Annotated in this window: 10 protein-coding genes; 6 read left to right on the plus strand and 4 right to left on the minus strand. The window is 58.0% G+C overall.

What is annotated here, in order from left to right; genetic code table 11:
• Position 1: 1 nt before the first annotated feature.
• The 5 genes from AC1DB0_RS00065 to asd all read left to right on the plus strand — a co-directional run bounded on the left by AC1DB0_RS00065 (position 2) and on the right by asd (position 5,405).
• Entirely contained in the window at positions 2-487 is a 486-nt protein-coding gene (locus AC1DB0_RS00065; protein ID WP_476756841.1) for a hypothetical protein, read from the plus strand.
• 352 nt (positions 488-839) lie between these two features.
• Positions 840-1,553, plus strand: a complete 714-nt coding sequence (locus AC1DB0_RS00070) for a response regulator transcription factor (protein WP_054422424.1) — start codon at positions 840-842, stop codon at positions 1,551-1,553.
• Between the two features lie 10 nt (positions 1,554-1,563).
• A complete protein-coding gene (locus AC1DB0_RS00075; RefSeq protein WP_476756840.1) occupies positions 1,564-2,433 on the plus strand; it encodes an HpcH/HpaI aldolase/citrate lyase family protein in 870 nt (289 codons plus the stop codon).
• A 357-nt stretch (positions 2,434-2,790) separates the two neighbouring features.
• Complete coding sequence (locus tag AC1DB0_RS00080) at positions 2,791-4,422, plus strand: ATP-binding cassette domain-containing protein (RefSeq protein WP_427948351.1); 1,632 nt, start codon at positions 2,791-2,793, stop codon at positions 4,420-4,422.
• A 110-nt stretch (positions 4,423-4,532) separates the two neighbouring features.
• Positions 4,533-5,405: an archaetidylserine decarboxylase gene (gene asd / locus AC1DB0_RS00085; RefSeq protein ID WP_054422050.1), complete on the plus strand. Its 873-nt coding sequence runs from the start codon at positions 4,533-4,535 to the stop codon at positions 5,403-5,405.
• 87 nt (positions 5,406-5,492) lie between these two features.
• Here asd and AC1DB0_RS00090 read toward each other — a convergent pair whose 3' ends face one another.
• Positions 5,493-6,551 (minus strand): PepSY-associated TM helix domain-containing protein, encoded by a 1,059-nt coding sequence (locus AC1DB0_RS00090; RefSeq protein WP_476758555.1) that lies wholly within the window; start codon positions 6,549-6,551, stop codon positions 5,493-5,495.
• A 131-nt stretch (positions 6,552-6,682) separates the two neighbouring features.
• Here AC1DB0_RS00090 and AC1DB0_RS00095 point away from each other — a divergent pair, with 131 nt between their 5' ends.
• The gene (locus AC1DB0_RS00095) at positions 6,683-8,779 is read left to right on the plus strand and encodes a TonB-dependent siderophore receptor (protein WP_476756838.1); all 2,097 of its coding nucleotides are present in this window, start codon (positions 6,683-6,685) and stop codon (positions 8,777-8,779) included.
• A 599-nt stretch (positions 8,780-9,378) separates the two neighbouring features.
• Here AC1DB0_RS00095 and AC1DB0_RS00100 read toward each other — a convergent pair.
• The 3 genes from AC1DB0_RS00100 to AC1DB0_RS00110 are packed head-to-tail and all read right to left on the minus strand — an operon-like array spanning position 9,379 to position 13,856.
• Positions 9,379-10,545 (minus strand): 5'-methylthioadenosine/S-adenosylhomocysteine nucleosidase family protein, encoded by a 1,167-nt coding sequence (locus AC1DB0_RS00100; RefSeq protein WP_476756837.1) that lies wholly within the window; start codon positions 10,543-10,545, stop codon positions 9,379-9,381.
• A gap of 1 nt (position 10,546) precedes the next feature.
• The gene (locus tag AC1DB0_RS00105; RefSeq protein ID WP_050448426.1) at positions 10,547-10,990 is read right to left on the minus strand and encodes a response regulator; all 444 of its coding nucleotides are present in this window, start codon (positions 10,988-10,990) and stop codon (positions 10,547-10,549) included.
• Position 10,991: 1 nt separating this feature from the next.
• Complete coding sequence (locus AC1DB0_RS00110) at positions 10,992-13,856, minus strand: hypothetical protein (protein ID WP_476756836.1); 2,865 nt, start codon at positions 13,854-13,856, stop codon at positions 10,992-10,994.
• Positions 13,857-14,151 lie beyond the last annotated feature (295 nt).

Below are 14,151 nucleotides of genomic sequence, written 5' to 3' on the forward strand. Positions count from 1 at the left end.
TATGGATAGTTCTCCCCTCCTCCCGGCCGCCGGCGCCCAGTCCCGGCACAGCATTTTTATCTACACGGAAGAACAGCGGGGCAACCAGCTGGTCGAATCCCTTGTCATCGGCATGCTGTCGGACATATCGGGTTCCGACAAACTTGTCGTGGCGCAAGACCCGCATAGCGGCCTGAAGTTCATCTATCGCGTCGACCATGAAAGCGGCAATCTGGATGCTGCCGCCATCACCGAACACGAGCCTGATGCGTTCAACGGCAAGACGTCCGTGCAGATCAACGCCATGTCGTATCGTCTGGGCACGGCTGAGAACGCGATGAAATTGCTGCGGGGCAAAACGCAGTGGATTCAGGACAAGGGCGCCGTGCTGTCCGTCCTGCTGCAGAACGCGGCGGCACGCAAGACCCGCTTCGCCTCGGCGCGCATCGAACGCGACCGCATGCGCAAGGTGCCACAAGGGGTGCCAGTGGAATACCTGCCTACATAAATCGGATGGCGCCAGTGGAGTGAGTTTTATCCACAATTTCTGTGGATAAAACTCGCCCGCAAGCACGGTGGATGGCCGTTCGGGCGATGCGCAACGGGCTGCGCATTTTTTGATCAGGCGCTGTTTGCGCAGGGCTTGGATCACATCCGTCTGGTTTGCCGCGCCGCCGCATCGTCGATGATGATATTCTCCGCAAACATCAACGATACGAAACGTATCATCCCCGTATCACCCATTCGGCGTTGCCCCCCGCGCAAGCGAACCGTCCCCACACCAAGAAACCCAGCATGTCAGGAGCGAAAAGCGTGTTTGCCCTTGGAGCGCTTTGCGTGCACACGCAAGCGGCGACACCGTGACGATCATCGTCGTTGACGACCACGGAGACTGGCGCGACACCATCGCCGAATACATCCACGACCTGGGTCTGGACAAAGTCATCCTCACCGCGGGTTCGCTGGCGGAACTGGATCAGTTGCTGTTGAGCGTCACGCCCGGCATCCTGGTGCTGGACGCCATGCTGCCCGACGGCGATGCGCTGACGCGCGTGTCGCATCTACGCACCACGTATCCGGCGATGGGCATCATCATGCTCACCGGCCGCTTGCTCAGCGAAGACAAGGTGTCGGGCCTGAGTCTGGGCGCCGACCACTACCTGACCAAGCCCGTCAACCTGAATGAATTGGGCGCAACGCTGGTGTCCTTGTCGCGCCGCTTGCGCGTCGTGCCTGCGGCTGACGACGCTCAGTCTGACACCTGGCGCTTTGACCCCGCGCGGCGCATGCTGACATCGCCCGGCCAAGTGTGCGTGGACATCACCGATACCGAAAGCCGGCTGATCGGCGCCCTGATCCAGGCCGCGCCGCTGCCCTTGACGCGCGGGCGTCTTGTTGAAGCGCTGGGCGCCAGCGCCGACGCCTACGACACGCACCGCCTGGACGCGCACATGCACCGGCTGCGCCGCAAGCTGCGCGCGCTGGCGGGCGGCGACATCGGCATCCGCACGGTGTATGGCGTGGGCTATGTCTGCACGACGCCGGTGCAGATTGTTGGCAACCTCAAACCCTGATCCGCATCCCATGACGCTTCCCATCCGCCCCCGCCGCTCGGTGCTTTACATGCCCGGCGCCAATGCACGTGCGCTGGACAAGGCCCGCAGCCTGGATGCCGACGCGCTGATTCTTGACCTGGAAGACGCCGTTGCGCCCGACGCCAAGACGCAGGCCCGCGAACAAGTGGCCGCCGCCTTGCGAGAAGGCGGATATGGACGCCGTGAATGCATCGTGCGCATCAACGCACTGGACACGCCCTGGGGCCACGACGACATCAACGCCATCGCTCAGGCCGGCGCGCATGCGGTGTTGCTGCCCAAGGTGCAATCCGCCGCGCAGCTAACGGCTTTGGCTGATGCGCTGAACGCAGCCGGCGCGCCGCCGGATTTGCCGCTCTGGGCCATGGCTGAAACGCCGTTGGGCTTTCTGCGTCTGGACGCGATTGCGGGCGGCCACGCCCGCTTGGCCGCCATTGTCGTCGGCACGTCAGACCTGGTGAAAGACCTGCACGCGCGCCACACGCCTGGCCGCGAAGAAACGTTGCTGGCGCGTTCGTTGGCCGTGATGGCCGCGCGCGCGCACGGATTGGCCGTGCTGGATGGCGTGCATCTGGACTTGCAGGACGACGCGGGCCTGGAAGCCGCGTGCCGCCAAGGGCGCGATCAGGGCTTTGACGGCAAGACGCTGATCCATCCCAAGCAAATCGCCCCAGCCAATGCGGCATTCGCGCCCACGGAAGATGAATTGGCCACAGCGCGCAAACGGCTGGACGCCTGGCGCGCCGCGCAAGCCGCCGGCTTGGGCGTTGCCGTGGTCGATGGCGCCTTGGTGGAAAACCTGCACGCGCAAGAAGCGGAACGGGTGCTGACGCTGGCCGCCGCCATCGCCGCGGCATAGCTTGCCTTGTCTGAGGCATCGCTTGCCTTGCCTGCGGCACAGTTTGCCTTGACTGCGGCACAGCTTGCCTTGCCTGAGGCATAGCCGCTTCCACGCGCCGCATCGCCCCCCCCTTCCTGGGGCAATTCCGCCCCGTTTTCCACCGCCCGATGCGCTGAGGCGCGCGGCCCGGTACAATACTGCCCACGATCCGACGACGCGCTTATCCGGCGTCCCGTCCCTTCGCCTTTCGCGCCCGATAGCCCCAAGCAAGTTCCCGGCATGGCGCGAACCCTCTCCGGTTCCCTTTTTTGCGCCGCGCCATTGTGGCGGGAGCCTTGCCGCGCGGTTGCCGCGCCACCCCCTGCCCCAAGATTCATGATCCGCTTCCAACAAGTTTCACTCATGCGCGGCGTCAAGCCCTTGCTCGACAAGGTCGACCTGCTCTTGAACCCCGGCGACAAGATCGGCCTGATCGGCGCCAACGGCGCCGGCAAGTCCAGCCTGTTCGGCCTTTTGCGCGGCACGCTGCACGCCGACCAAGGCGATCTCGACTACCCGTCCAGCTGGCGCATGGCCTATGTTGCGCAGGAAACCCCCGCGCTTGACCGCCCCGCCATCGAATACGCCATCGACGGCGACGTCACGTTGCGCAAGCTGGAAGCGGAACTCGCCGCGCTGGAAGCCGAACCCGAAAGCGCCGAGAACGGCCTGCGCATGGGCGACATCTACGCCGCGCTGGCCGACGCCGACGCCTACACGGTGCACTCGCGCGCCGAACAGCTGCTGACCGGCCTGGGCTTCACGCAAGCACAGATGCATCTGCCGCTGACAAGCTTTTCCGGCGGCTGGCGCATGCGCCTGAACCTGGCGCAAGCGCTGATGTGCCCGTCCGACCTGCTGCTGCTGGACGAGCCCACCAACCACTTGGACCTGGACGCCATCATCTGGCTGGAAGACTGGCTCAAGCGTTACCCGGGCACGCTCATCGTGATCTCTCACGATCGCGATTTCCTGGACGGCGTGGTCAACGTCATCGTCCACATCGACGAACGCAAGCTCAAGCGCTATTCGGGCAACTACTCGTCGTTCGAACGCCAACGCGCCGCCCAGCTGGAATTGGCGGCCGGCATGATGGAAAAGCAGATGCGCCAACGTTCGCACCTGCAATCGTTCATTGACCGCTTCAAGGCCCAGGCCAGCAAGGCGCGTCAGGCGCAGAGCCGCATCAAGGCCTTGGCCCGCATGGAAGAAGTGGCCCCGTTGCGCGCCGCCGCCGAATTCTCGTTCGAATTCCGCGAACCGCTGCGCGCCCCCAACCCGTTGCTGACCATGGACAAGGTCAGCGCGGGTTACCGCGTGGAAGACGAAAACACGCAAGCCGTGTCCGACAAGATCATCGTGTCGGGCATCAATTTCTCGCTGCAAGCGGGTCAGCGCATCGGGCTGCTGGGTATCAACGGCGCGGGCAAGTCCACGTTCATCAAGACCATCGCGGGCGATCTGGAATCGTTGGCGGGCGACACACAATTCAACAAGGGCCTGTCGATTGGCTACTTCGCCCAGCATCAGGTTGAAATGTTGCGCCACGACGAATCGCCGTTGTGGCACATGATGAAGATCGCGCCCACCGTGCGCGAACAAGAGCTGCGCAACTTTCTGGGCAGCTTCAACTTCAACGGCAACATGGCCACCAGCTCCATCGCGCCGTTCTCCGGCGGCGAAAAGGCGCGCCTGGCGCTTGCGCTGATCGTGTGGCAGCGTCCTAACCTGCTGCTGCTGGACGAGCCCACCAACCACTTGGACCTGGAAACGCGCGAAGCCTTGACCACCGCGCTGGCGCAATTCGAAGGCACGTTGATGCTGGTCTCGCACGATCGCCATCTGCTGCGCGCCACCACCGATGAGTTCATCATCGTGGCCGACGGCGTCGTCAAACCGTTCGATGGCGACCTTGACGACTACAAGGACTGGCTCTACAAGACCAAGCTGGCCGCCAAAGCCGCCTGATCGCGTTACAATCCCGCGAATTGCACGCAGCTGTCTCCGCTAGACGGCTTGCAACGCAACCTTCAACCCCGTCCCGCTGTACGCGGGACGAGTTTTTTCAGCGCTCGTAGATGACGATCAAAGACCAACTATTTCTCGCCAGCCAGTATCTTGCGCCCCATCACCTGGTGTCGCGCTTCTTCGGATACGCCTCAGACTGCCGGGAACCCGCGGTCAAGAATTGGATGATCTCGCGCTTTGTCCGCAAGTACGGCGTGGACATGAGCCAGGCCTTGCAAGAAGACCCGTTGGCCTACGAGTGCTTCAATGACTTCTTCACGCGTGCGCTCAAAGACGACGCGCGCCCGCTGGACGACGAGCCCGGTTCGGTGCTCTGTCCGGCTGACGGCGCCATCAGCCAGATGGGCGCCATCGAACAAGGCCGCATCTTCCAGGCCAAGGGCCACAACTACGGCCTGGTGGACTTGCTGGGCGGCGACGCCGAACGCGCTGCCCCCTTCCAGGGTGGCGAATTCGCCACCATCTATCTGTCGCCGAAAGACTATCACCGCGTCCACATGCCGGTAGCCGGCACGCTGCGCGAGATGGTGCATGTGCCGGGCCGCTTGTTCTCGGTGAACCCGCTGACCGCCCGCAATGTGCCGCGCCTGTTCGCGCGCAACGAACGCGTGGTCTGCATCTTCGACACGGAACATGGCCCCATGGCTGTGGTGCTGGTGGGCGCGATGATCGTTGCGTCCATCGAAACCGTCTGGGCAGGCTTGGTGACCCCGTTCAAGCGCCGCGTGAAGTCCGTGCGCTATGACGCCGCCGCGCGTGCGCCGATCCATCTGGCCAAGGGTGCGGAAATGGGCCGCTTCAAGTTGGGCTCGACCGCCATCGTGCTGTTCGGCCCTGACAAAATCCGCTGGGCCGATACCCCATCGGTGACGGGTCCGGTGCGCATGGGCGAACTGCTGGCCTTGCCGAAGTTTTCGGGCTGAAACGCACGGTGTCGAAGTTCATTGAACTTGGGTGATGATTGGGACCATCACATCTCGAGGCCCCCATGCCAGTGCGCCTGCCCTACCCTACAACGGCTGTGAGCTAGACGCGGTTGACGAACGTCTGCCAGCGGCCAAGACCTGACATAACCACGCGACGGCCCAGGCGGACAGGTCACGGGAATGCGGTGCGCCGGCTGGCGCACCGCGCCGCTTGAGTGCCGCCCGCATGGCCTCGGCAACACGGATGCCATAAAGATACGCCCCCGTCAGGGATAGCGTGGTCAACAGTAGCCCAAAAATGAACCACAGCACGCGCACAGGCCACCCGCCGAACGTGCCGAAATGGATCGGGTCCGCGAGCTCGCCGCTGCGCTGGTGCACACTCATGTCCTGCCCGCCGTTGCGCCCCAGGATCTCGCCTGAAACGAGCTCGACACCGATGACGTTGGCGCGCTCACGCAACAGCAATCCATTCGCCTGCCCTTCCAACAACAGGGCCTTCCCGTTGGGGGTCGGCCGCAAGCTGGAGATCTTCAGATCGGGCCACGCCGCCTGTGCCGCGGAGATTGCCCTGTCGACGTCATCGGCCGCCAACGGCGCGTGCTTGGCATTGCCCTTGAGCTGCACAATCGCGGGAAGAAGCGGCGCCTTCGCCCCCAGCGACTCGACCAGATACCAGAACGCAGTCATGCCAATAAGCAGCATGAAACCGAGACTCCAGACGCCGGCCAGCCGATGCACATCACCCCAGGTCAATCGCGGTTTTCCCTTGCGCGGCCATGTCAGAAAGCCGCGCCACCAGCGCTTGTAGATGAAATGGCTGCTGGCCAGCATCAACAGGAGCGGGATGGACATCAGGGCGACCAGCGGCACGCCGAATCTGGGGGCAGCATGAGGTTGCGATGCGTGTCCCGCAACCATCGTTGCGCGCTCCACCACGAGGATTGCCCAGTCACTTGCGCGGTATGCGGATTCACCCACACCCGTAGCAATTCGCCATTGTCCTGACGCATAAGGGCCTCGGCCGCAAAGCGCTCGCCGTGCGGCGCGGACAGACTGCGCAGACGCAGACCGGGGTGCGCGCGGGCGGCATGACGCATGAAAGTATGTGAAGACATCGCAAGGCAAAATTTTCGAGCGCATTGCCGCGCTCGCCGTGCATTGCAATGCTTATAATTAATCGTTGTTATTCTCATTCGCATATCGCGGTGCGCTTTCAGAAAGCGCGCTGTGGCGCATCCTCTCCACCGCTTCACCTCCCCTGCCGTCCCTTCATGCCCTTGCATCCCTATCCGGCATTCGCTGCCGCCTTGGCGCTGGCCGCCTCCTTTGCCGCCGTTGCACAGAACTCCGATTCCGCCGTGGAACTGCCCGCCGTGCGCGTAACTGGCGACGACGCAGGCCAGGAAAGCCTGTTCAACCCTATCACGCCGCCCACGGTCACCAAGTCGTCGGTTCCCCTGGCCAAGACGCCGCAGTCGATCACCGTGGTGCCCCGGGCGGTCCTGGACGCGCAGCAGGCGCAGACCCTGGCCGACGCGCTACATAACGTGCCCGGCGTCGTCAGCAATCAGTTTGGCCGCCGCGGCTGGGACGACCTCATCATCCGCGGCCAGGTCGCTTCGGATTCCTTGTTCCTGGACGGGCTGCGCACAGCGGCAAGCAACCGCATCGCCGAACAACTGTTCGGCGTGGAGCAGGTAGAGGTGTTGAAGGGCCCCGCCTCGCTGCTTTATGGGCAGGTCCTGCCCGGCGGCCTGGTCAACATGGCCAGCAAGCGCCCGCGTGCCGAAAGTTTTGCGGAAGTGGCCACCACCGTGGGCAGCCACGATTTCCGGCAGGCTACGCTGGACATGGGTACGCCGCTGTCGGACAACGGCAAGGCGGCATTTCGCATCAATGCGTTGGCCATGAATTCGGATGACGAAACAGACCACGTGTGGTTCAAGAATCGGTTCATCGCCCCTTCGCTGTCTTTGGATCTGGGCGCGCGAACGGATTTCACCATCCTCACCAGCTACCAGGAACGCCGCTACATCCGCCAGCAGGGATTGCCGGTCGCCGGGTCAGTCCAGTCAAATCCTAATGGCCAGATCCCCCGAGACCGCTTTACCGGCGAGCCCGGGCAGGACCCCTATCGCGGCTACCAAAGCCGCGTGGGCTATGCGCTGACGCATCGGTTTGACAATGGCTGGACGGTCAACCAGAACGCGCGCTGGCAGTCATTTACGCTCAATGGCCAGTTGGTCGCCAATGGCCTTTTGCGCGCGGACAATCGAACGCTGCGGCGCACCGCCACCGACCAGCACTGGGACGGCGACACGATCACGCTGGATACCAACGCACAGCGCGGATTTGAAACCGGCTTTGGCCGCCATGACATCACGGTTGGCGTGGATTACCTGCGCACCCGGGAGAACAGCCTGTCGTACAACTGCTCGGTGCGGGACCTGGACGTCTACCAACCCGTATACGGCAGCGCCATCAACTGCCCTGCCAATCCGCGCACCGACAGCAGCACCACCGTGCGCTCGATTGGCCTGTATGCCCGCGACCAGATCGCGCTGGGAGAGCGATGGAACGCGGTCTTCGGCCTGCGTCATGACAGCGCCACCACTTATTCGACGGAACATCGCACGCAGGCGCGCGAAGACAGCAGCGATAACGCCATCACGGGTTCAGGCGCATTGATGTACGAGGTCCTGCCCGGCGTGCGGCCTTATATCAGCTACGCCACGTCGTTCTATCCCAACAGCGGCACCAGCGTAGACGGCGGCACATTCAAACCGGAAAGCGGCAGGCAATGGGAAGCCGGCGTGAAGTTCGACCTTAACGACGGCGCCACCAGCATCACCGTGGCGGCGTTCGATCTGGAGCGCCGCAATGTTCTCCAATCCGATCCGCTGAACGACGGCTACAGCATTGCGGTCGGCAAGCAACGCACACGCGGCGCGGAATTGGGATGGGCAACGGACCTGACCGACGGCCTGAGCCTGATGGGGGGATACGCGTATCTATCGGCCGTCGTCGTTGACGATGGCGGCCAGCAGCCGTCCACCAACAATACCCGCCTCAACAGCGTTCCGCGTCACAGTTTCAATCTAACTGCGCGCTATCGGATGCACGGCGACGTGGCCGGCTGGGAACTGACCGGCGGGCTTCGCGGTGAAGGAAGCCGTTATACCTACGGCTATGACCTCCCCGGCTATGTCGTTGCCGACGCAGGCGTGGCATATAACGCGCGCCGCTGGCGCGCAGCGCTAACCATGAACAACCTGTTCGACAAACCCTATTACGCAGGCGGAGTACGCAACGCGGTCGCGCTGGGCGATGGACGCATCACCCTGTTAACGCTGTCGTACCGCCACTGATCGCGGAGCGGCTGGGGGATGGGGCGGCAAGCGCGTGAGCGTCTGCATCCCCTGTATGAACTGCTGCGGGCCGATGCGGCAAGTATGAAAGCTGGGGCTTCTATCCGATATACATTCACTAGATGGCTGCATCTCGCCAGCCCGCGACGCGACGCCCATTCCAGCCATGGACGTCTGCTTACGGCCAGAAGCAGCCTGTGGTCGTAACTGAAAGCTGTCACTCAACTTCCAAGAGTCACACCAAACCAACCATAGTGCGAACGAAAAAACAGGTTTGATGGTTTCAGCCTTGTGCGGCAGGACTTCTCGACTAGCTAATGGCCCCTCCTGGAGCAGGCCGACTTGCTGTAATTTTGCCGAGCTTCTCTACTACTTCGGCTCGACTCACGAACAGGCCTTTGACTATCGGCTCCTCAGTTAGGCGGTTGGTGAAATATTGCTGCCCACCTCTCACTCAACGAATTTTTACCGTCAGGTGCCGAAGGAGACGGTCTGACTTCAAGGGTGTTCGATAGTTGCCCTTGCAGCGAGAGATGTCCAAGCTCTCGCCCGCGAGCGGGTCGGGGGGATTCACATCTATTGAGCGGCGATCAAGAAAATCAAATGCCTTTTCTAATGAGTTCGTACACCACCCTGGCAGATAAAAGGCATGCAATTTTATGAAAATGATCGCCCTTCTGCGGGCCACCGTCGTCTACGACTGCTTTGGCGCTGAAAAACCTGGGTTGCGACGACGACAAGCGTGCCGTCTCGTACAGTGCGTACGACTCCATCTCGAACGCGGTAGCTTTCCGATGTTGGGCTTTGATAGTTGCCAAAAATTCATCGTCCGCAACGACTGCACTACCGCTGGACGTCGGCGCCAACAGGACTTTCGGCGATAGATGTTCCATGTTTTCTGGCAACTCACTTCGCCCAGGCCGTATATCTCTGCATACCGCCTCCATAAATTCGCCGGCGTGAATAATCTCTATGAGTTTTAGCCGCACGTCGGGGGGAATTTGGACACTATATAGCTCGGGTTCAAATCCATCCGCGCCCCATTTCCCCGCGTCGTGTTGATGACAAATCTCAGGAATAACAATATCGTAAATATTCGCCTTGCCTTCTATCCCCGCACAAATGCCGCTCATGCAAACCAATGCGGGCTGAAAATAATCAATCGCCTTTGTCGTGGCGATCGCGCAGCTAACCAGCCCCATGCGAGGTGCGAGAACTACAGCACCCTTGCGATCACCAATCGTAATCGTACGCAGCTCGAGGCCAAGGAGACCAAACGGCGGTCCCAGATTGTACCCAGCGTCCTCAAATCCCTGCGCCTCCTTCGGCAAGGCGCAGATTATGAGGAAATCGAATCGGCGCGGAGGGACAGACGATTGAATTTTTTCTCTGAGCGGTGCAACCCAAAGTTGATTCGCGGGCTCGAACGTAACGATCGTTATGTCCTTGGAATTCAGATTTTGATAATTGTCGTCGGCCGCACCTACAAACTGCGTTAACGCCAACACGGGCGTTCGCCAATTTGGGCAATGATGATCTCGCACCGCATCTATGATTTGTGCTGTCAAATCCGTCTTTTCAATGCCGCGATAGGCGGGCACGACGAGATCGACCACTACAAGGTCGAATTTCTCTCGTTCAATTTGTTTATGAAAATCTTGAAAATTGGCAACCCAGACGACGATCGAATCGGGCACACACGCTTGCACCTGACCCAATATCTGCTCGTACTTTTGGTTTTCATCTTCGAGTATGAGTATCTTCATTTTATTTTATAATTTTCGCAATAGCGGTTTTCCACGCTTCATTCTCTTCCGAATATTCGATGCATTCTAAAACTTCACAATCGATGAGAGCACTGATCGCGGCAGCAGCATCACGGACGGGATAGTGAACGCCGCTGACTTCCACTTCGTGAAATTGTGTCACGACGACGCAGGGATCCTTGCGTCCGAGAGCTTTCAGTTCCAAGAGGATCTCAAGGCCGCCGCTCAAAAGCGACATTGGGGCACCTCCGCCCGGCAAACTTTGGTGGCTCGGGATGGCCATATCAACCATGATGAGGTCATAAACACTGCTGTTCACCCGATCAATCGCATCCACCAAGCTTCCGACCTCATCGAAGACAGCCGTTTCAATGACTTTGCAGATGAACTCTCGAATGTTTAGTGCTTTGAAGCTATCGTCTTCGATGAGAAGAACTTTATACATGTCAGTGCTCGAGCTTGTAGGACATTGATACAATCACATGTTTTGACACACACCCAAGAAATTCCACGGAAAAATTCGGATCTGACCTTGCAAGCTGATAAAGCTTACGAATGCCACTACGGTCTTCTGAAACCTGCGCATTTTCGAGATTGTCATCCGGATTAACTTTCAACCTCGAACCAACGTAATCCGGCGAATCGCCTTCACGAATCTGAGAGGATATAGTGATGCTGGCTGCAGATTGTCGGCCATCAGAATTCCTAACTATCTTGAAAAGTCGACTTACCGAGCCGTTCGGATGCCCATGTTTCGCTGCGTTGTATATTACGACATAGAAGGCATCATACAGGACGTGATACGGGCCACCCACAATCTCGAGATCGGTTTCGTCTTCAATTTCCTGAGCGACACAAAAACTCGGAAAAGTGTCTTGAACCTCTGCAACGACGGCTCTAAACAACAAGGGCAACGAGGCTTTAGGCGACACGCTGACAGGTCTTTTAAACCAACCGTACATTGCTGTTAGTTTTTCATTTATATGATGCGTGAGATCTCTACAAAAGGCAGCAGCCAAATCCGTGCGAAATGCATGTGCCTTTATTTTTACCAATAGATCTGATCCAATTAATTCGGGTTTCTTTCCTTTCAGAAACGCGTTCACACTCCTAAGATCTACCTCTAGCATCCGCCAGCAATACTCCACTAATATCTGCGGCAAGGCCTGGGATGTTTTTCTCTCCGAGTAGTCGCGCCACATGGCTTTGGCGCAAGCATTTGCGATTTCAATCTTGTGAAGGTCGTCTAAATCGGGTTTTAGGAGCGCCTGTCTTTTGCTCGGCGACTCCACGTGAAGCCTGTTTACGATTATCTCGTTTATAAGATTCTCGTAGCGAACCTGCCAAGCCGCCCATATTTCCCTAACCTGAGGCTCCCCCAAAAGCGCCTCGTATTTCGGGGACTTGGATAGATTAATAAGTGACGAATACAAATGCCCTTTGAACGTGCCGTGACGGATTCTTCGGCCCAAGTAGGACGCAATGCCAAAAACTGTGCTACCACAGAAGGATGCATAGCAACGGCTAATTATATGCAGCATTTGTGGGTTAACCTCCCCAGCGCCAGGGCTTACGTGATCCATAGACGTTAATACCGCATTTAACTCGCGCATCAACTCATCGTTTATCCATTCCAGAAAGCGACTTGCATCGACATAGATTCTGTTATCGTCTATCTCGTTCCTCAACTTGTTTATCTGATGGTCGATAAGCAATGTTCGGGCGCGGTCTAGGTAGATTCTCTCGCCGGTCATGTCTCCCATAAAACGATGAAGCGCCGCTCGTGTCTCCGTAATCTGAGATGCGGTGGGAATGATTCTGGAGAGCTTGGCGATGAAATCCTCTGTGAACACCTCATACATGTATTCCGCCACCACGCGCGATCTTGTGGAGACCGCCAACAGAAAGTCAGGCAGCCGTCCGTCGTGGCGCTCTATCACCAAGTGTTGCAGGATCCGGCGAAGTTGATGATCGTCCGCCTCGTTCCTGCTTTTCCTCGCCAAAAGTAAATAATAGATTAACTTCACAATTGGCGACGACGCGCAGGCAGCAAGATTTTTGAGAAAGGCTGGATTAACAGTTTTGGAAAGGTCGCGGGTCAAACTCATCAGAATAATGAGTCCGTCTTCGGAAATATCTGCGTAACCCTCACACTTAGCCACCAAGTAATTGAAAACGGCGGAACGAGTGGTGTAACCATCACGTTCTAGTCGAGAAAGATACACGCAGTTATGACGAGTCATTTTCTGGGTATACGGCAGCTCTTCAAGTGTGATGTCAGCCACCCACCCGCCAATTCGAGCTATGAGGCTCGGACTTAATTCGATATACGGCGACTCTGGAAGGTCGTAGAAATGATCTTGTAAAGTGCGGTACTCAACCACACGGTCATTCTCTAGCCAAGCACTGGACCGCTTGTAAAATAACTCTTCACCATCCTCGACATCAACGTACTGACGCGCGATGCTTGATAAATCGGAGATGCCTTCAAATTGGTCGAATACTTCATGTAGCCCAGCGTAGTCACGCGAGTCAAAAAAATGTCGATTCACCTTTGCAATGACGATTGCGTCAAGAAGTGAAGATTGCATGCTGCTATGAAGAATCTCAGAAAAATCATCCGCATCTCTACCGTGCGGATGAAACGCTAACCTGAGAATATCACGCGTGAATCTATTTAGGTCTCCCTTGTTGGGAAGATTGAGCATAGACCGCTTCATACTCAAAAAATCTTGCCCGTCTTGATAACAATTGACCAAAGAACTAGATATCAAGTTGTTAGTTCTTATGCCCGCATCCTCCAAGAACGAATGAACCTCAGGGACAACATCCTCTTCTTTTTTCACTACGGACACTAATGCTGCCTTACGCAACAACAGATGGCTCGCTCCAGCTTGTTCGTAGGTTTCTCCAATGAGCCTTGAGGCCAATGTTAGATTACCTTGCAAGATCGCAGAATTCACGTGCCGAAATAAATCGACGGCCAATTTCAATTTTTTAGCGTGTAATTTACATAATTCGTCTATCAGCGCAAGTTTCTTGGGAAGGGCCAATATCTGAAGCCGGCGATAATTTTCTTCGATCTCAGGCTGGGCCGGGAACAGTTGAGGCAAATATATGCTGCTCACTTGACCAAACGCGTTCAAAACAACATTTATCTGTATTAACTCTTGGACCGAACGCTTTTGGCGAAGCGAATTCAATATACGAACACCCTCTTTCGCTTCGGACGCTACGATGGCTCTGACCTGATTACGCGCCCGAATATCTAATTTTTTTAACTCGGGATAGATTGAGACGCGGCTGCTCATTGAACAAATTTCCCTAATGTCTGAGTGTTTTCTTCGCTATTGCGTTAGGTTATACCGTTCGTGACGCAACGGGCTGCACAGCCTGAGATTGCGGTGTCTCGCGCTAGATTGCCGATCAGAATATCTCTGCCTGAGCCACGAGCCCATGATAGTACGTTACTTGCTGTTTCAACCACTGCGCTTTCGAGCCAATAACTTACTGCGCTGTGCGCTCGGCTTGCCGACGAGGCGGTTTTGCCTATCTGCGGYGGCGGACATGTGGAGTGAGAGCGCGGTATGTCAAGCGCTGGAGTGG

This window comes from Achromobacter sp. 10T422 (assembly GCF_056394065.1).

Bases quoted from the DNA above. Each gene is read 5' to 3' on its own strand.
- asd (WP_054422050.1), top strand. From the start codon at position 4,533: ATGACGATCAAAGACCAACTATTTCTCGCCAGCCAGTATCTTGCGCCC.
- AC1DB0_RS00095 (WP_476756838.1), top strand. From the start codon at position 6,683: ATGCCCTTGCATCCCTATCCGGCATTCGCTGCCGCCTTGGCGCTGGCC.
- AC1DB0_RS00065 (WP_476756841.1), top strand. From the start codon at position 2: ATGGATAGTTCTCCCCTCCTCCCGGCCGCCGGCGCCCAGTCCCGGCAC.
- AC1DB0_RS00110 (WP_476756836.1), bottom strand. From the start codon at position 13,856: ATGAGCAGCCGCGTCTCAATCTATCCCGAGTTAAAAAAATTAGATATT.
- AC1DB0_RS00100 (WP_476756837.1), bottom strand. From the start codon at position 10,545: ATGAAGATACTCATACTCGAAGATGAAAACCAAAAGTACGAGCAGATA.
- AC1DB0_RS00105 (WP_050448426.1), bottom strand. From the start codon at position 10,990: ATGTATAAAGTTCTTCTCATCGAAGACGATAGCTTCAAAGCACTAAAC.
- AC1DB0_RS00075 (WP_476756840.1), top strand. From the start codon at position 1,564: ATGACGCTTCCCATCCGCCCCCGCCGCTCGGTGCTTTACATGCCCGGC.
- AC1DB0_RS00090 (WP_476758555.1), bottom strand. From the start codon at position 6,551: ATGCGCTCGAAAATTTTGCCTTGCGATGTCTTCACATACTTTCATGCG.
- AC1DB0_RS00080 (WP_427948351.1), top strand. From the start codon at position 2,791: ATGATCCGCTTCCAACAAGTTTCACTCATGCGCGGCGTCAAGCCCTTG.